At 64.9% G+C, this 13,401-nt stretch carries 16 protein-coding genes; 9 read left to right on the forward strand and 7 right to left on the reverse strand.

From position 1 onward, the window contains the following. Positions 1 to 35 precede the first annotated feature (35 nt). Entirely contained in the window at positions 36 to 740 is a 705-nt protein-coding gene (locus FJ946_RS17260; protein ID WP_140565749.1) for a helix-turn-helix transcriptional regulator, read from the reverse strand. Between the two features lie 299 nt (positions 741 to 1,039). Here FJ946_RS17260 and FJ946_RS31185 point away from each other — a divergent pair, with 299 nt between their 5' ends. Beyond that, entirely contained in the window at positions 1,040 to 1,186 is a 147-nt protein-coding gene (locus FJ946_RS31185; protein ID WP_224618688.1) for a hypothetical protein, read from the forward strand. 128 nt (positions 1,187 to 1,314) lie between these two features. After that, positions 1,315 to 1,899 carry a GcrA family cell cycle regulator gene (locus tag FJ946_RS17270; RefSeq protein ID WP_140521421.1) on the forward strand — a complete coding sequence of 195 codons (585 nt, stop codon included), beginning with the start codon at positions 1,315 to 1,317 and terminating at the stop codon, positions 1,897 to 1,899. A 241-nt stretch (positions 1,900 to 2,140) separates the two neighbouring features. Here FJ946_RS17270 and FJ946_RS17275 read toward each other — a convergent pair whose 3' ends face one another. Together FJ946_RS17275 and FJ946_RS17280 are read right to left on the reverse strand one after the other, a co-directional pair. Next, positions 2,141 to 2,443: a DUF982 domain-containing protein gene (locus FJ946_RS17275; protein WP_181167691.1), complete on the reverse strand. Its 303-nt coding sequence runs from the start codon at positions 2,441 to 2,443 to the stop codon at positions 2,141 to 2,143. A 99-nt stretch (positions 2,444 to 2,542) separates the two neighbouring features. Continuing rightward, positions 2,543 to 2,824 (reverse strand): DUF982 domain-containing protein, encoded by a 282-nt coding sequence (locus FJ946_RS17280; protein ID WP_140499114.1) that lies wholly within the window; start codon positions 2,822 to 2,824, stop codon positions 2,543 to 2,545. A gap of 134 nt (positions 2,825 to 2,958) precedes the next feature. On the opposite strand from FJ946_RS17280, the gene FJ946_RS17285 reads away from it, so the two are divergent. Further along, complete coding sequence (locus tag FJ946_RS17285; protein WP_140521422.1) at positions 2,959 to 3,555, forward strand: DUF6456 domain-containing protein; 597 nt, start codon at positions 2,959 to 2,961, stop codon at positions 3,553 to 3,555. A 107-nt stretch (positions 3,556 to 3,662) separates the two neighbouring features. Here the strand turns inward: FJ946_RS17285 and FJ946_RS17290 are convergent, their stop codons facing one another. Further along, a complete protein-coding gene (locus FJ946_RS17290; RefSeq protein WP_140499110.1) occupies positions 3,663 to 3,968 on the reverse strand; it encodes a hypothetical protein in 306 nt (101 codons plus the stop codon). A 149-nt stretch (positions 3,969 to 4,117) separates the two neighbouring features. Then, a complete protein-coding gene (locus FJ946_RS17295) occupies positions 4,118 to 6,079 on the reverse strand; it encodes an acyltransferase family protein (RefSeq protein WP_140565407.1) in 1,962 nt (653 codons plus the stop codon). Positions 6,080 to 6,330: 251 nt separating this feature from the next. Between FJ946_RS17295 and FJ946_RS17300 the strand changes: the two genes are divergently transcribed. From FJ946_RS17300 to ugpC, 6 genes are all read left to right on the forward strand, one after another. After that, complete coding sequence (locus FJ946_RS17300) at positions 6,331 to 7,215, forward strand: dihydrodipicolinate synthase family protein (protein WP_140521424.1); 885 nt, start codon at positions 6,331 to 6,333, stop codon at positions 7,213 to 7,215. Positions 7,216 to 7,234: 19 nt separating this feature from the next. Beyond that, a complete protein-coding gene (locus tag FJ946_RS17305; RefSeq protein WP_140499104.1) occupies positions 7,235 to 7,894 on the forward strand; it encodes a GntR family transcriptional regulator in 660 nt (219 codons plus the stop codon). A gap of 63 nt (positions 7,895 to 7,957) precedes the next feature. Then, the gene (locus FJ946_RS17310; RefSeq protein WP_140521425.1) at positions 7,958 to 9,295 is read left to right on the forward strand and encodes a sugar ABC transporter substrate-binding protein; all 1,338 of its coding nucleotides are present in this window, start codon (positions 7,958 to 7,960) and stop codon (positions 9,293 to 9,295) included. Between the two features lie 95 nt (positions 9,296 to 9,390). Next, on the forward strand, positions 9,391 to 10,296 hold the full coding sequence (locus FJ946_RS17315) for a sugar ABC transporter permease (protein ID WP_140521586.1): 906 nt from the start codon (positions 9,391 to 9,393) through the stop codon (positions 10,294 to 10,296). Then, positions 10,297 to 11,118 (forward strand): carbohydrate ABC transporter permease, encoded by an 822-nt coding sequence (locus FJ946_RS17320; protein WP_140521426.1) that lies wholly within the window; start codon positions 10,297 to 10,299, stop codon positions 11,116 to 11,118. A gap of 34 nt (positions 11,119 to 11,152) precedes the next feature. Next, positions 11,153 to 12,217: a sn-glycerol-3-phosphate ABC transporter ATP-binding protein UgpC gene (gene ugpC / locus FJ946_RS17325; RefSeq protein WP_140565404.1), complete on the forward strand. Its 1,065-nt coding sequence runs from the start codon at positions 11,153 to 11,155 to the stop codon at positions 12,215 to 12,217. 63 nt (positions 12,218 to 12,280) lie between these two features. On the opposite strand, the gene FJ946_RS17330 is transcribed toward ugpC, so the two are convergent. Both FJ946_RS17330 and FJ946_RS17335 read right to left on the reverse strand, forming a co-directional pair. Further along, positions 12,281 to 12,586, reverse strand: a complete 306-nt coding sequence (locus tag FJ946_RS17330; RefSeq protein ID WP_140499097.1) for a hypothetical protein — start codon at positions 12,584 to 12,586, stop codon at positions 12,281 to 12,283. Between the two features lie 220 nt (positions 12,587 to 12,806). Next, positions 12,807 to 13,376, reverse strand: a complete 570-nt coding sequence (locus FJ946_RS17335; protein ID WP_140516173.1) for a TetR/AcrR family transcriptional regulator — start codon at positions 13,374 to 13,376, stop codon at positions 12,807 to 12,809. Positions 13,377 to 13,401 lie beyond the last annotated feature (25 nt).

Raw genomic sequence — 13,401 nt, forward strand, 5'->3', positions numbered from 1 at the left:
CTCTCCTTGTGGGAGGAAGAATTGCCCCGTCGCCCTCAATAGCCCAGCAATTCCTTCAACGGAATGACCCGCCAGACCTGCTTGATGGCGTAGCGGTTGAAGGTCAACGTCTTCGGCGGATTGTACTGTTCGACCACCAGTTCGACGGCGGTGCGCTTGACCAATTTCTTGATGAAGGCCTTGCCGTTGCGTTCGTTCTCTTCCGGGAAGGTTTCGATCACCACGTGATCGCCCGGGACGGCATCGCGGCCGCCGCAATAGATCAGGTCTCCGGGCTCGTAACGGGGTACCATGGAATCCGAGAGTACATGCAGCGCGAACACCTTGGCCAGGTTGCGGATGCCGGGTGGGCGCTGGACGTAGCCGGCGGGCTCGCCGTTGAAGGTGAAATCGCCGTCGTCGCCGCCAACGGCGGCGCCCAGCACCTGGATGTCCATCGGCCCGGCGGGGGGCGGCCCGGCGTCGGTGACGATCTCGGCGTCGTTGACCGGTCCGGCATCGTCGAGGAAAACCACCTCGCCCTTGCCGAGCGCCACCGGGTCGACACGCAGAAAGGCGGCAGTCTTCAGGAGGTTTTCCGTCTTGGGCAGGTTGCGACCGGTTTCCCAATTGCCGACGGCGGCGACGTCGGTGTCGTTGTGCTCGGCGATGTGGCGCATGACCAGGCCGCGCTGCTTGCGCGCCTGGCGGATTGCCGCCCCGACCTTGATCGACAGTTGCGTTTTCACCATGGCGCCCATGTGACCAACAAGCGCTGCTTTCGTCCATGAAAGAATGGCTTGCATAAGTTTTTGAGTTATGCTTATATCCGTTCATGCAAAAGCTCAACCCCTTCCGAGTCGAAAGCGCCCTCAGGCCAGCTTCACGCGAGCCGGCCAGCGCTCATTCCCTTTCGCCCCGGCTGTCCTCCTCCCCGGCCAGGGCGAAGCGTGAGGCTGATTGCCCCGATGCATCAGCCGCACGTCCGGTCCGCCCGTCACCGGCGGCCGGAACGGCCGGAGCCGCCGCTCCCCGCGGCTCCGGCCCCCAATTCAGCGCGGTGCGGATCCGCTCCCTGATCCGGACCGAGGACGGCACCGTGATCCTGCTCGACAGGCTGACGGGCAGGGCGGTTTTCGCACCCGACCGGGTGACGGCAGAGGCGCGGCTGGCGCGCCTCGCCGCGCTGGGCGGCCGGCCGGGCTGAGGCCGCCAATCCAACGGCCGACAGGCCGGATCCAACCCAACAATGCCCACCGCCTGCGGCGGGCCGACACCGATACTCGCCGGCGGCGTCGCGCGCTGCCGCGGCCGCGCAATGGACGGAGACCAGATATGGCACTTTACGGCGACAAGGAATTGCAGGCGATCGCCGGCTGGCTGACGGACGGACTTTCCGCCTCGCGCATCGCGGCTCGGTTCAGCGCGTCGCGAGGCAGCCCGGTGTCGCGCGACGCCATCATCGGCATCGTTCACCGTAACGCCATGCTGAGTTCGATCGGTTTTGCCAACAGCAAGCGCATCGCGGCAGCCGAGAGGGCGAATGACAAGGCCGCCGACCGCGCCGCCAAGGCCGGACGCAAGCGCGTGCCGAAGGGTGAAGGTGCGGAACGCCTCGCAGCACGCGAGGCCGGCGTGCTGATGGCGGACGGGCAAGCCTACCGCCTGGAGGTGCCGGTGCCGCAGCGAAGCCCGATCGGCCGCCAGCCGCATGGCGTGGCAATGCGCTTCGTCGACTGCCTGTTCGGCCGCTGCCGCGCTCCGCTCGACCTGGCGCTGGAGCAAAATCCGGAAAACGACGCGCCCGGCGGCCGGCCGGGCGTCCACATGCTGTGCTGCGGCATGCGCACAAGGGCGATGAAAAGCTACTGCACCTATCATCAGGCGCGCTTCCGCCGGCGTGTCTGCGAGGCGGGGTGAGCTTCCTCCCGTTCTGGAGAGAAGCTAACGGCAGGCGGGCGGCGCCGGGTGCAGGATTGGGAACGGCATGAATTCGGGAGGGAGATTGGGTCAGATGCAAGGTATCGAAGCGGTGGCACCGCCCCTCATTGCCCTGCCGGGCATTTCTCCCCGTAAAACGGGGAGAAAGAGACTAGCTGCAACGCTGGCTTTTCTTTTGCAGTGTTGGCGATCTGGCGAGAACGGCGGCCACGCAACGCTTTTATTTTGGCAGATCGTGGCCCTGCTTTGGTATCCGCACGCTTATTGCATCAGGCATCGCTGGCCGGCCGTCATCGCCGGCCAATATACGGGTAACCCGGGCGAAGCCGGTGAACGCTTTCATCGCGTCGGCGTGCGAAATCTGCGCCGCGATGGCTGCGCTGCACGCGTTGAGCGCACTGCGGTAGACATGACCACGCCGTTCAATCGGCCAGCGCTGCAGGAAGTCGGCTGCCTCAGCGACGCCGTCGATCACCTCGACATGCCCGTCCAGGCATACTTTGAGCGGAGATCCTGTTTTCATGGTACCCACGGCGGTTACCTTGGCGTTGCGCGCGGCTCGGAAGCCAGCCCCTATCAACGTGCAAGGCGGCGGCGCGGTTGCATCACGTTTTCAGCCACCTCACGGGCCCGCGGCGGCGTCGAGCCATTCATGGGCGCGGCTACGCGGCTTAGCCACCAGCAGCCCCTGCTGCCCGGCCGCCTTGGTGAAAGCCTCGAAGGCGACGCGCTGGCGGCAGCTGCCGTCGATGGCGAGCCTGACCAGCCTTGCCGCATCCAGATAGGCGGTGGCCGTCTTGTCAGGCCATTGCCGGCGAAGCGCGGTCGCCGCCTGGGCGATGGAGCCCACCAGCATGGTCTTGTTGTCGCAGAAGCGCAAGGTCACCGGCATGAAGGCGGTCATGGGCATACCTCCTGTTGGTTTGGTGCGGCACAACGCCCAGCCTCGCCGCTGGTTCCGGCGCACGCAGCCAATTTCGCCAGGGATCGCTGCCGCGCCAGCCAGCACCTCAATCCACTCCCCACAAGGACGCAGCCATGAGCAAGAAAGCCGCCAGATCAGCCAAACCGCAGACGCCGAAGCTGCCGAAGGGCGAGGCCGAGCAGGTGCGCATCCGCCGCGAGGTCGGCCATGATTTCGCGTTGCGGGACGATGAGTTCGGCCGCAAGCGGCTCGCAACCGGGACATCGGAGGCGCGGCGCGTCTATGAGGTGTCCAATGACGGCCATACCTCCACCGGTGGTATCGTGCGGGTGCGCAGCATCGATCCGCTGCTGGGCATCACCTCGCTGTCGCGCCAGCAGCGCGAAGCCGGTCTGCGCTACCGCGAGGATTTCCGCGCCAGCCAGCAGGCTGATATCAAGCCGATGCGCTGGAGCGAACGCGTCGACGGCGACAGGACAAGCGGCGGCATCACCGACAGCGTGCTCAATGCCGGACGGTCGCACGCCGCCGCGACCCGCGCGCTCGGCCATTGGGAGGTGGTCGACGTGGTCCGGAAGATCGTGTGCCTGGAGCAGTCGGTCAGAGGCGTGGCGGGAGAGATGAGCGAGGGCAGGGACGTGGCGGCAAAGCTGTTGAGAATCGGGCTCGATCTGCTGGCGATGCACTACGGGATGATGATGCGACGATAGGGTTGGGCCCCGAGGAGTTGCGGCGCGCACGACAAGTGCTCCGCTCCAGGGCATGGCGCTGTGCATGACATCCGGCCGGCGCGATGCCGGCCGGATTGGTTGTCAGGTCAACGCCTGCAGACGCGGACTCTCTCGATGACCCGATGGTGATGACGCCAGTGCTTGATCACCTCGGTGTGGCAGCGACGATGACCGTAATAACGCGGACGGTAGCTCTCGTCATACATGCTGTAGCGGCGATAGTAGCCGTCATCGTCGGAATAATCGCGATAGTGGTGACGATATCTGGGAACATAATAATCGTCGTCATAGCCGTTGCCGATGCCAAGCGTGATGCTGGCGGCATTTGCCGGGGCGATCACGGCCACCGCCGAAGCGACGGCAATCACGGATGCGAGCAAGAGTTTCTTCATGGCAACCTCCTCTTTAAGGCTCATCTAATAAACGCTGCCCTCGCGGCCCTGTTCCCATAAAGCCGGTAAACCAATGTTTCGTGCCCGCGCGCGCTGTGAGGGGGCGGCGCCTTGGCAGCGCGCCTTTGAAGAAGGGACGTTAACCCCTTCTAAAACAGCGCCTTCTCCAGCGGCTTCTCCAGCGTCTCGGCGAAAGCGGTCGCCAGATGGTGGCGGTCGCGGAAGGCGATCTTGCCGCCGATGAAGACATGGCAGGTGGTCTGGTTGCAGAACTGGTCGGTCATATCGACATAGCGGGCGTTCGGAATGCTGCGCACGACGTCGCGCTCCACCGCGGCCATGGCGTCGTTGGCGGCATAGGCGCGCGTCTGATCACAGAGCGAGGGCGTGTCGCCGCGCCACAGCGCACGCGCCACGCAGGTGTCGACCTGCTCGTCGTTGAAGGGCACGTCGCGGATGAAGGCGACTTTCAGCCCGGCCTTGCTGAACGTCTCCAGCGTCGAACGCAGGCCAGCCTTCCACTCCGCGTCCTGACTGTCGGGCTCATCCTTGCCGGCGGCCATCTTGCGCGAACTGGTCAGGGCGATTTCCGAGATCACCACCAGGGCCGGCCTCAGCGCCAGGATCTCCTTGATCGACTGCTCGCGCCACTGGTCGCATTCGGCGTAGTCGCGCTTCAGCTTGCTCGACCATGTCGACAGCCGGGACGCCCGGCACGAGGATTTGAGCCAGGTAACCACCCGGTAATCGCGCTTTTCGGCCGCCTGGATCAGCGGCGTCGACCAGTGGTCGGCATGTGAATCGCCAAACAAGGCGATCGTGCCTTTCACATTCTTGGCGCCAAACACGCAGGGCTTCGGGGTGATGGTCTCGTAGTCGAGCACGCAGCCGCCCCTGGCGCGCGCGGTGGATGGACGCGCCGCACTTTGGGCGATGACGCGCTGCTCCGGATCGAGTTCGTGAACGGCAAACTTGGCATTGGCGTAGGCCGCGACCACGCCGGCGCCGGTCAGCAGCGCCGCGGGCACGAGCGCGCGGGCGGCGCTTGCCATCAGCCAGCCGTTGCGGCGCACGGGGTTTTCGATGACGTGATAGGTGAAGATGGAGAGCATCAGCGTCAGTGCCAGGCAGGCAAACCTGTCCAGCCCGGAAAGCTCCGCGGTGACCATTCCCGCATAGACGATGACCGGCCAGTGCCAGAGATAGAGCGAGTAGGAGAGCTTGCCGATCCATTGCATGGGCGGCAGCGACAGGAGAGCCGCGGGGCCGCCGGCCAGCTTGCCATCCGCTTGGCGCTCGCCTGCCCCGCTGACCAGCAGCAGCACCGTGCCGACGACCGGCAGCAGCGCCAGCAGGCCGGGGAAGGGCAGCGCCTCGTCCAGCAGCAGATAGGCGGGCACGATCAGCGCCAGGCCGAGCCAGCCTTGCGCGGCGCGCAGCCGCGGGTGGCACCGGAGAAAACTTGCCGGCACCATCGTGGCAAGCCCGCCGGCGGCGAACTCCCAGGCCCTCAGCGGCGAGAAATAGAAAGCCCAGGGCGGCGAAACGCTGGTCAGCCAGGCGCAGGCCACGAACGACACCAGGCCGGTGACACCGATGACCACGATGGCCGCGCGCCGTCCCGGCCGCAGCCATGCGGCGAGAACAAGCAGCGCCGGCCATGCGAGGTAGAACTGCTCCTCCACCGATAGCGACCAGAAATGGATGAACGGGTTGTTGGCGGCGTCTGAAGCGAAATAGTCGAACGACCAGCGGATCAGCCACAGGTTGATTATATAGGCCGAGGCAAACATCGCCCCCTTCGAATAGAGCGCCTGTTCCTCCGGCGACAGGATGAAGGCGCCGGCCAGCAGCGTGGCCAGGATGACGAACAGCGAGGCCGGCAGCAACCGCCGGGCGCGGCGGGCATAGAAGCGCCACAGGTTCAGCCGGCCGCTCTCGCCGATCTCCTGCAAAAGGTGTCTTGTGATCAGATAGCCGGAGATGACGAAGAAGATGTCGACGCCGGCAAAGCCGCCGGGCAGGGCTGTGAGGCCGAAATGATAGGCGACGACACCGGCTACCGCCAGTGCGCGCATTCCCTCGATATCGGGTCGGAACGATGCTGCCACGACAAATCCTTCGTGCAAGCCCAACCCGCGGCCATTGTCGGCCGGGGCGGATCGTATCGCAATGCAACAAATCTTTCGCAACGCAACATGGCAGGAAAAAGGAAAAACGGCACAAACGGGCCTGGGCATGGATAGCGCCTGCACCGGAACCATCACAACTTGCGTTTCCGTAAATTTGCATCCGCCCTATTTACGACTAACATGTTAGCGTGATAGCACTACCTGCGCACTGCTCTTTGGGAGACTCGCTGGTGACATCGCGTTTTGGTCTTTCGGTTGCCCTGGCCACGCCTTTCGATGCGTCGGGGCAAATCCTCATTCCACCCATGGTGACGTTGGCCCGGAGCTGCCTGGCACAGGGCTGCACCAGCGTGACGCTTTTCGGCACCACCGGGGAGGGCGCTTCGGTCGGCACCGGGGAGCGGCGGGCCGTCACCGAGGCGATGCTGGCGGCCGGCATCGCGCCGCATCAGCTTGTCGCAGGCGTGCTGGTCGATGCGGCCGAGGATGCAGCCGAGCAGGCTCGCCATGCCTTGCAGCGCGGCGCCCGCAACATCCTCCTTGCCCCTCCCAGCTATTTCAAGAATATCGGCGACGATGGCCTTTTCGGCTGGTTTTCCGCTGTCTTTGCCGCTCTCGGTCCGCTGGCCCGCGGCGTGCTGCTCTACAACATCCCCTCGGTCACCACGGTGCAGCTTTCGCTGGGGCTGATCGGCCGGCTGCGCCAGGCGTTTCCGGACGTGGTCGCCGGCGTCAAGGATTCCGGCGGCGACTGGGCCTATAGCGAGGCGCTGCTCGGCGCCCATGGCGATCTGGTGATCCTGATCGGCGACGAGCGGCATCTGGCGCGGGCGGTCAGGATCGGTGGCCAGGGCGCGATTTCGGGCATGGCCAATTTCGCCGCTGGCGAGGTCCTCGCCATGGCCGAGAAAGGGCACGACGACGTGCGCGTCGAGCGTTTCGTGCTCGAGTTGCTCAAGCACCCGGTCCTTCCGGCGGTCAAGGTGATGGTGGCGCGCAAGACCGGCGACGAGCGCTGGCTGGCGGTGCGGCCGCCGCTCGAGCCGATCGCGGCGCCGGAGCGCCAGCAGCTTGGCGCTGCCTACGACACTCTTTTCGCGGCCGCGGCGGCCTGACGGGGAAGGAAGCACTGAAATGGCCAATGGCGGCGACCAGACAAATCTGCGGGAGCAGGCCTATGCCAGCTTCACGCGGCATTTGCTGGCCCGCGACCTCAAGCCGGGCCAGTTCGTGTCGCAGCGCGAACTCGTCGCGTTCACCGGCCTGCCGCTCGGCGCCATCCGCGAGATCGTGCCGCGCCTGGAAGCCGAGGGGTTGTTGACGACGATCCCGCAGCGCGGCATGCAGATTGCGCATATCGACATCAGCCTGATCCGCGAGGCCTTCCAGTTCCGCCTGTTCATGGAGCGCGAGGCGGTGGCGCTGTTCACCGTCAGCGCCTCCGACGACGAACTCGCGCGCTTGCGCCGCGAGCATGAGGACATGCTGGCGCAGGCGCTGGCGCAGACCCCGACGCCGGAGATGGAGGCCAGGGCTCAGACCATCGACTGGGCCATGCACGATACTTTCATCGATGCGCTCGGCAACGAGATCATTGCCAAGGCCTATCTGGTCAATTCGGTGAAGATCCGCCTGATCCACCAGGAACGGTTCCGCATCGACGGGCGCGTGGTGCCGGTGATGCGCGAGCATCTGAGCGTGATCGAAGCCCTCGAAAGCCGCAATCCACAAAAGGCGGTCGAGGCGATCAGCCAGCATATCGACAATGCGCGCCGGCTGGCGCTCCATATCTGAGGAAGCAGGCCGCGCCGTGCCTGTCGCGGCGCAATCGACAACGACAGCAACCGGGAGGAAGAAATGCCGTCCAATCCATTCAACCCAACCAGAAGGCAGCTCCTTGCGGGCGCCGCCATGCTCGCCGGCGCCGGCTTTGCCGGTATCCGCCCGAGCCTTGCCGCCGGCGTCGAGTGGAAGCGCTTCGCGGGCACGACGCTCGATGTCAATCTGGTGAAAAGCCCGCGCAGCGACACGCTGATCAAATATCTCGCCGAGTTCGAGGATCTGACGGGCATCAAGGTCAATGCCGAGGCGACGCCCGAGCAGCAGCAGCGCCAGAAGACGGTGATCGAGCTCAGCTCCGGCAAACCCAGCTTCGACGTCGTGCATCTGAGCTACCATGTGCAGAAGCGGCAGTTCGAGAAGGGCGGCTGGCTGGCCGACATATCGGGCTACCTTGCCGACCCGACGCTGACCGATCCGAGCCTGGTCGAAAAGGACTTTGCCGATGCCGGCATGCTGTTCGCCAAGGACGGCCAGGGCGTGCTGCGCTCGCTGCCGTTCTCGGTCGACTACTGGATAATCTACTGGAACAAGGAGCTGTTCGAGGCCAAGGGCCTCAAATACCCCGAAACCTTCGATCAGCTCGTTTCAGCCGCGGAGGCTCTGACCGACCCGTCGACCAACACCTACGGTTTCGTCGCGCGCGGCCTCAAGAACGCCAACACGCCGGTCTGGACCTCGCTGATGCTCGGCTACGACATGACGCCGCTCGACGACAAGGGCAAGCTGCGCACCACCGCGCCCGAGGCGGTGGAGGCGGCCGCCCTCTACCAGCGGCTGATGACCAAATCCGCGCCGCCCGGCGTCACCGGCTTCAACTGGGCCGAAGCGCAATCCGCCTTCCTGCAAGGCAAGATCGGCATGTGGTTCGACGGCGTCGGTTTCGCGCCGCCGATGGAAAATCCGGAGAAGTCGAGGGTGGTCGGCAAGGTCGGCTACGGCGTCATGCCCAAGGGCCCCAAGGCGCATGCCTCGGGTACGTTCGGCGACGGGCTCGGCGTGACAACGGCCAGCGAGAAGAAGGAAGCCGCCTATCTCTTTTGCCAATGGGCGGTGTCGGCCGGCATGGGCGCGCGGCTGCTGCAGGCAGGTGCCGGCGTGCCGTTCCGCAAATCGGTGCTGGAAGACCCCAAGGTGCGCGAAGGCGTGACCATGCCGGCGAGTTGGCTCGATGCCGTGGTCGGCTCCGGCAATGTCAGCCGGCTGGCGCTGCCGGTCATCATCCCGGTCACCGAATTCCGCGACATCTATGGCGTGGCGCTCAGCAACCTGCTCGCCGGGGCCGACCCGGCGGAGGAACTGAAGAAGGCGACGGAACAGTTCCAGCCGGTCCTCGACAGGAGCGAGCAAGGCTGATGTCCGCAACTGCCCCAGAGCGCGCCGAGGCGACGACGAGTCGCGCCGGGGCGACGACGGATCGCGCCGGGGCGACGACGGATCGTACCGGGGTGATGAAACAGGCAAGCGAAGGGGGCCGGCCCGTCAAGCTGGCTCCCAGCTACTGGCCCTTCGTCGTCCCCGCGCTGGTCGTCGTCGGCGCCGTCATCGTCTTTCCCTGGGCCTTCACGCTGTGGATGAGCGTCAACCGCTGGACGCTTGGCCAGTCGCGAAGCTTCGCGGGGATGGAGAACTATCTGCGACTGGTCGGCGATGGGCGGTTCTGGGAATCGCTCGCGCACACTTTGTCCTACACTTTCCTCTCGGTGGCCGCGCCGATGCTGCTCGGCACGGTCGCGGCGCTGATCTTCGATGCCCGGTTCCCGCTGCGCGGCGTGCTGCGCGGCATTTTCGTGATGCCGATGATGGCCACGCCCGTCGCCGTGGCGCTGGTCTGGACGATGATGTTCCATCCGCAACTCGGCGTGCTCAACTACCTTCTGTCGCTGGTCGGCATTCCGGCGCAGGAATGGATATTCAATGCCAGGACGGTCATCCCCTCGCTGGTTGCGGTCGAGACCTGGCAGTGGACGCCGCTGGTGATGCTGATCGTGCTGGGCGGGCTGGCCTCGGTGCCGCGCGAACCCTTCGAGAGCGCCGAGATCGACGGCGCCAATGCCTGGCAGCAGTTCCGTTACCTGACCTTGCCGATGATCGCGCCGTTCCTGATGATCGCGGTGATCATCCGCACGATCGACGCACTGAAGAGCTTCGACATCATCTATGCGATGACGCAGGGTGGGCCGGGCACGGCCTCCGAGACCATCAACATCTATCTCTACAACATCGCCTTCTCTTATTACGACGTCGGCTACGGCTCGGCCATGGCGGTGGTGTTCTTCGTTCTTATCGTAGCGCTGTCCTTCGTCCTGCTGATGCTGCGCCAGCGCAGCCGCTGGACCGACGCGGAGGGCAAATAGATGCGTTCGCGACTGCTCAACCGGATCGGCCTGTTCTTCGCCGCCCTGGTCTTCGTCTCGCCGGCGATCCTGTTTTTCCTCTGGATGCTCTCGCTGTCCCTGAAATTCGAGATCGACAACGGCGCCTCGCCGCCGGTCTTCATCCCCGAGCACGTGGCCTGGTCGAACTATGCCAAGGTGTTCGAGGAGAACAATTTCCTGCTCTACTTCTGGAACTCGGTGCTGGTGACCGGCACGGCGACGCTCTTGGCGCTGCTGATCGGCGTGCCTGCCGGCTACGGCATAGCGCGGCTCAAGGCCGAACGGTCGGCGGTCGTCATCATGATCGCGCGCATGACGCCGGGGCTGTCCTATCTCATCCCGCTGTTCCTGCTGTTCCAGTGGGCGGGCATATTGGGCACGCTGTGGCCGCAGATCATCATCCATCTCGTGGTCACGGTGCCGATCGTGGTCTGGGTGATGATCGGCTATTTCGAAACCACGCCGATGGAGCTGGAGGAGGCCGCCAGCATGGACGGCGCCTCCTCATGGCAGGTGTTCCGGCTGGTCGCGTTGCCCATCGCCAGGCCAGGCATCGTGGTGGCCTTCATCCTGTCCATCATCTTCTCCTGGAACAATTTCGTCTTTGGCGTGGTGCTGGCCAGCCGCGAGACGCGGACCTTGCCGGTCGCGGTCTACAACATGCTCTCCTACGAGCAGGTGAGCTGGGGGCCGCTGGCCGCCGCCGCACTGGTGGTGACGCTGCCGGTGCTGGTGCTGACCATGTTCGCGCAAAGGCAGATCGTCGCCGGGCTGACCGCCGGCGCGGTCAAGGGCGGCTGAAGCCGACGACACTCTTTCCAGGTGAGGACATGAAATGGCAGCGGTGACCATCAACAATGTGCAGAAGGCATTCGGAGCGACCAGGATCATTCACGACGTCAGCGTCGACATCGCCGATGGCGAGTTCGTGATCCTGGTCGGACCTTCGGGCTGCGGAAAGTCGACGCTGCTGCGCATGATCGCGGGGCTGGAGACGATCTCGGCCGGCAGGATCGCCATCGGCGAGCGGGTCGTCAACGATCTCAGGGCGCGAGACCGCAACATCGCCATGGTGTTCCAGAACTACGCGCTCTACCCGCATATGACGGTGGCCGACAATATGGGTTTCGCGCTCAAGATCAAGAAAGCCGATCCGGCCGATACCGCCGGCCGCGTCAACAGGGCGGCGAGTATCCTCGGCCTGGAAAAGCTGCTCGACCGCTTCCCGCGCCAGCTTTCGGGCGGCCAGCGCCAGCGTGTCGCCATGGGGCGCGCCATCGTGCGCGACCCGCAAGTCTTCTTGTTCGACGAACCGCTCTCCAACCTGGACGCCAAGCTGCGCGTGCAGATGCGAGGCGAGATCAAGGCGCTGCACCAGCGGCTGGGCACCACCACCATCTATGTCACGCATGACCAGATCGAGGCCATGACCATGGCCGACAAGATCGTGGTGCTGCATGACGGCCTGGTCGAGCAGGTCGGCGCGCCGCTCGACCTCTACGACCAGCCGGCCAATCTCTTCGTCGCCGGCTTCATCGGTTCGCCCGCCATGAATTTCATTCGCGGCCGCATCGAGGAAGGCGTCTTCCGCAGCGCAGGCGGGCTGACCTTGCCGCTGCCGGCGCCGCTTCATCCGGCACAGGTCCCGGGCGGAGAGCTGGTCTACGGCATCCGCCCCGAACACATCCGCGCCAGCAGCCAAGGCATACCCGGCGGCGTCACGCTGCTGGAAGCCACCGGTTCGGAGATCTTCGCCAAGGTCGACTGCGGCGGCGAGGAGATAGACTGCCTTTTCCGCGAGCGGCTGGCGCTCAAGCAGGGCCAGCCGGTGCGCATCGAGGTCGACCGCGCCTGCGCGCATCTGTTCGACGCCGAAACCGGCCGGCGCGTCGGCGAATGACAACAGCCCCGCGAGACGGGGCTGTCTTCAGGGTGCGGGCTACAAAGCCTGCTCTTGGCCGGTCTATTTGCTGCCGCCATTCGCCTTGACGCTGCTGCAGAACTCCGGATGGCTGTTGGCGGCGTTGGCGTCCTTGGCCTCATCGTCGCAGGCCGTCATCATCATCTTCTGGTCTTCCGGAGTGAGCGCTTTCCACGCTTTCGTGAACTCGTCGCTGCTGCGCATCTTCTTCATGCTGGAGTCGGTGTAGAAGGGCTGCATCTTGGCCGGGTCGTCGAGTGCCGACGTGCCCTTGTTCGCGGCGGCGAGGGCCGAGCCCGCGAGCATCGAAAGCGTCATCGCGCCGACGCAGATCATCTTGATGTTCATGATAGGATCCTTCCCTGTTGCTCTTCGACCGTCGAAGCAACGATCTTCAAAGAAACGGAAGGTTTGGAGGAAAGTTCCGGTTCGCCATGTCAGCTGAGGCCCGGTCTGAACAAATATATTGTTCAACGGCGGCGAAACTTTCCGCTTTTTTCTTCGTTTGGCTGCATCGTTAGATTTGCAGCGGGGGCACATCGCACGGGATAGCGCCTTCCTCTTCACCCTAGCGCGGCTGGACCAGAGTCCGCGCCGCCTCCGCTCCCGCCGTCAGCATGCGATCGGACAATTCAGTTCCCTCCACCGCGCGGGACAGTTGAAGGGCACCGATGAGAGCCGCGAAAACGCCCAATGCAACGCCCTCCGGATCACGGGTTGCAGGCGGCAATTGCGCCGATAGCTGGCGCACCAGCGTCATTAATCGTTCGGTGTAGAGCGCGCGGGTCTCGGATGGCTGACGCGCGATTTCGGGCAACAGCGCCGCCGAAGCACAGCCGGTCTCCGGATGATCCCGGTGCTCGGGCGACAGATACATCGCGAGGGCCAACTCCAACCCTCCCGAGGCCAACGCCTCCTGCAATTGCTGCGACTGAGCCTCCAGTGCCGCAACCATGCTCTCGCGGACGAGTTCGGCCTTGGATTGAAAGTGTGGATAGAAGGCGCCGTTCGTCATGCCGGCGTCGCTCATGATGCTTGCCAGTCCGGACGCGGCGATGCCGTCACCGCGAAACCGTTCGGCGGCGACCTCCATGATCCGGCTCCGTGATGCGTCCTTCCGGCCTTTTTCGTAGCGCATGGCGCTCCTTCCGCTTCCCTATTGC

The sequence above is a fragment of the Mesorhizobium sp. B2-4-7 genome, from assembly GCF_006442685.1.
In the GTDB taxonomy this organism is placed as follows: domain Bacteria; phylum Pseudomonadota; class Alphaproteobacteria; order Rhizobiales; family Rhizobiaceae; genus Mesorhizobium.

Bases quoted from the DNA above. Each gene is read 5' to 3' on its own strand.
- FJ946_RS17260 (WP_140565749.1), bottom strand. From the start codon at position 740: ATGGGCGCCATGGTGAAAACGCAACTGTCGATCAAGGTCGGGGCGGCA.
- FJ946_RS17270 (WP_140521421.1), top strand. From the start codon at position 1,315: ATGGCACTTTACGGCGACAAGGAATTGCAGGCGATCGCCGGCTGGCTG.
- FJ946_RS17275 (WP_181167691.1), bottom strand. From the start codon at position 2,443: ATGAAAACAGGATCTCCGCTCAAAGTATGCCTGGACGGGCATGTCGAG.
- FJ946_RS17280 (WP_140499114.1), bottom strand. From the start codon at position 2,824: ATGACCGCCTTCATGCCGGTGACCTTGCGCTTCTGCGACAACAAGACC.
- FJ946_RS17285 (WP_140521422.1), top strand. From the start codon at position 2,959: ATGAGCAAGAAAGCCGCCAGATCAGCCAAACCGCAGACGCCGAAGCTG.
- FJ946_RS17290 (WP_140499110.1), bottom strand. From the start codon at position 3,968: ATGAAGAAACTCTTGCTCGCATCCGTGATTGCCGTCGCTTCGGCGGTG.
- FJ946_RS17305 (WP_140499104.1), top strand. From the start codon at position 7,235: ATGGCCAATGGCGGCGACCAGACAAATCTGCGGGAGCAGGCCTATGCC.
- FJ946_RS17310 (WP_140521425.1), top strand. From the start codon at position 7,958: ATGCCGTCCAATCCATTCAACCCAACCAGAAGGCAGCTCCTTGCGGGC.
- FJ946_RS17315 (WP_140521586.1), top strand. From the start codon at position 9,391: ATGAAACAGGCAAGCGAAGGGGGCCGGCCCGTCAAGCTGGCTCCCAGC.
- FJ946_RS17320 (WP_140521426.1), top strand. From the start codon at position 10,297: ATGCGTTCGCGACTGCTCAACCGGATCGGCCTGTTCTTCGCCGCCCTG.
- ugpC (WP_140565404.1), top strand. From the start codon at position 11,153: ATGGCAGCGGTGACCATCAACAATGTGCAGAAGGCATTCGGAGCGACC.
- FJ946_RS17330 (WP_140499097.1), bottom strand. From the start codon at position 12,586: ATGAACATCAAGATGATCTGCGTCGGCGCGATGACGCTTTCGATGCTC.
- FJ946_RS17335 (WP_140516173.1), bottom strand. From the start codon at position 13,376: ATGCGCTACGAAAAAGGCCGGAAGGACGCATCACGGAGCCGGATCATG.